The sequence below is a fragment of the Pseudogulbenkiania sp. FW507-F1 genome, from assembly GCF_058781125.1.
Genome location: NZ_JBYSWM010000064.1, coordinates 1 through 1272, shown reverse-complemented (window position 1 = coordinate 1272; position 1272 = coordinate 1). Strand labels below are relative to the sequence as shown.

At 60.3% G+C, this 1272-nt stretch carries 1 protein-coding gene; it reads right to left on the bottom strand.

Features of this window, described 5'->3' with window-relative positions:
• Positions 1–295: 295 nt before the first annotated feature.
• The coding region (locus tag AC3WG5_RS19190) for an IS110 family RNA-guided transposase (RefSeq protein ID WP_492570330.1) at positions 296–1272 on the bottom strand (977 nt) is incomplete at its 5' end.

The following is a 1272-nucleotide window of genomic DNA, read 5'->3' as shown; positions in this document are numbered from 1 at the left end:
GGGGCGTATATGGACTCCTCCCGGCTTGCTAGCATTTCACAGTTCAGGTCGTCGGATCGACTGCTCACGTATATCCGGCCTTGAGTTGGGCGTTATCGCCCGGGCCATGATGGGCTATTCGCGATTCGCGCGTTAGCTCCCAATCGATTCATCGTGCTGTTTGCACTTCGCCCCACCAGGGTTTTGCTAACGCCGGTTCGACCGGTCGGCCATCACTGCGGCTTGCTTTGCAATCGTGAAGGTTGGCTTACTCGTTTATCATCCCTTTGTCGGGGCCAGGAAGCACTGATGGCATTTAGGTCGCTTCACACCCTTCCAGCCCGTAGGCCGGGTCGTAATCCGCTTCGCGACTAAGGAGTGCCCAAACCAGCCGAGCGGTCTTGTTGGCTAGCGCGACTGCTGCGACATTCTTGTTACGCCGGCTGCACAGATTTTGAATCCAGAGACTCAGTCGGTCGGATCGCCCCGCCGCAGTTCGCACAACTGCGCGGGCACCGTGAATCAGCAAGGTGCGCAGGTAGGCATCGCCACGCTTGCTGATACCCAGCGGCCTGTTCTTGCCACCGCTGCTGTGCTGAGCGGGCGTCAATCCCAGCCAGGCGGCCAGATCGCGCCCGCGCTTGAACTGGCCCGCGTTCTGCCCGATGGCCGCCACCAGCGCCGTGGCAGTGATCGGGACGATGCCGCGCAGTTGCTGCAGTTTTCTTGCCTGCGCATTCGTGCTGGCCTGGTGCTGCATGTTCTGATCCAGCAGGTCGATCTGCTCATCCAGATACACCAGATCGGCGCGTAGACCGTCCAGCAGGGTACGGAAGTACACACTCAGTCCGTTTTCGGCATCCTCGAGGATTTCCGGCAGCGCCTTGCGCAATGCTGGTACGTGCTGTGCCACGACGATGCCGTACTCGCCCAGCAAGCCGCGAATCTGGTTCACCTTGGCGGTGCGCTGCCGGATCAGCTCGCTACGAATGCGGTGCAACGCCTGCAAATCCTGCTGTTCTACCGTCTTTACCGGCACGAAGCGCATACTGGGCCGGCCGACTGCTTCGCAGATGGCCTCGGCGTCGTTGGCATCATTCTTGTTACCCTTGACGTAGGGCTTCACGAACTGCGGCGCGATCAGCTTCACCGTATGTCCCATCGCTTGCAGCTTGCGCGCCCAGTGATGGGCGCTGGCACAGGCTTCCATGCCGATCAGACAAGGCTCGCGATTGGTAAAGAATCCCAGTAGCTGACTGCGGCGCAACTGACGGCGACAAACCGTCTTTTCCT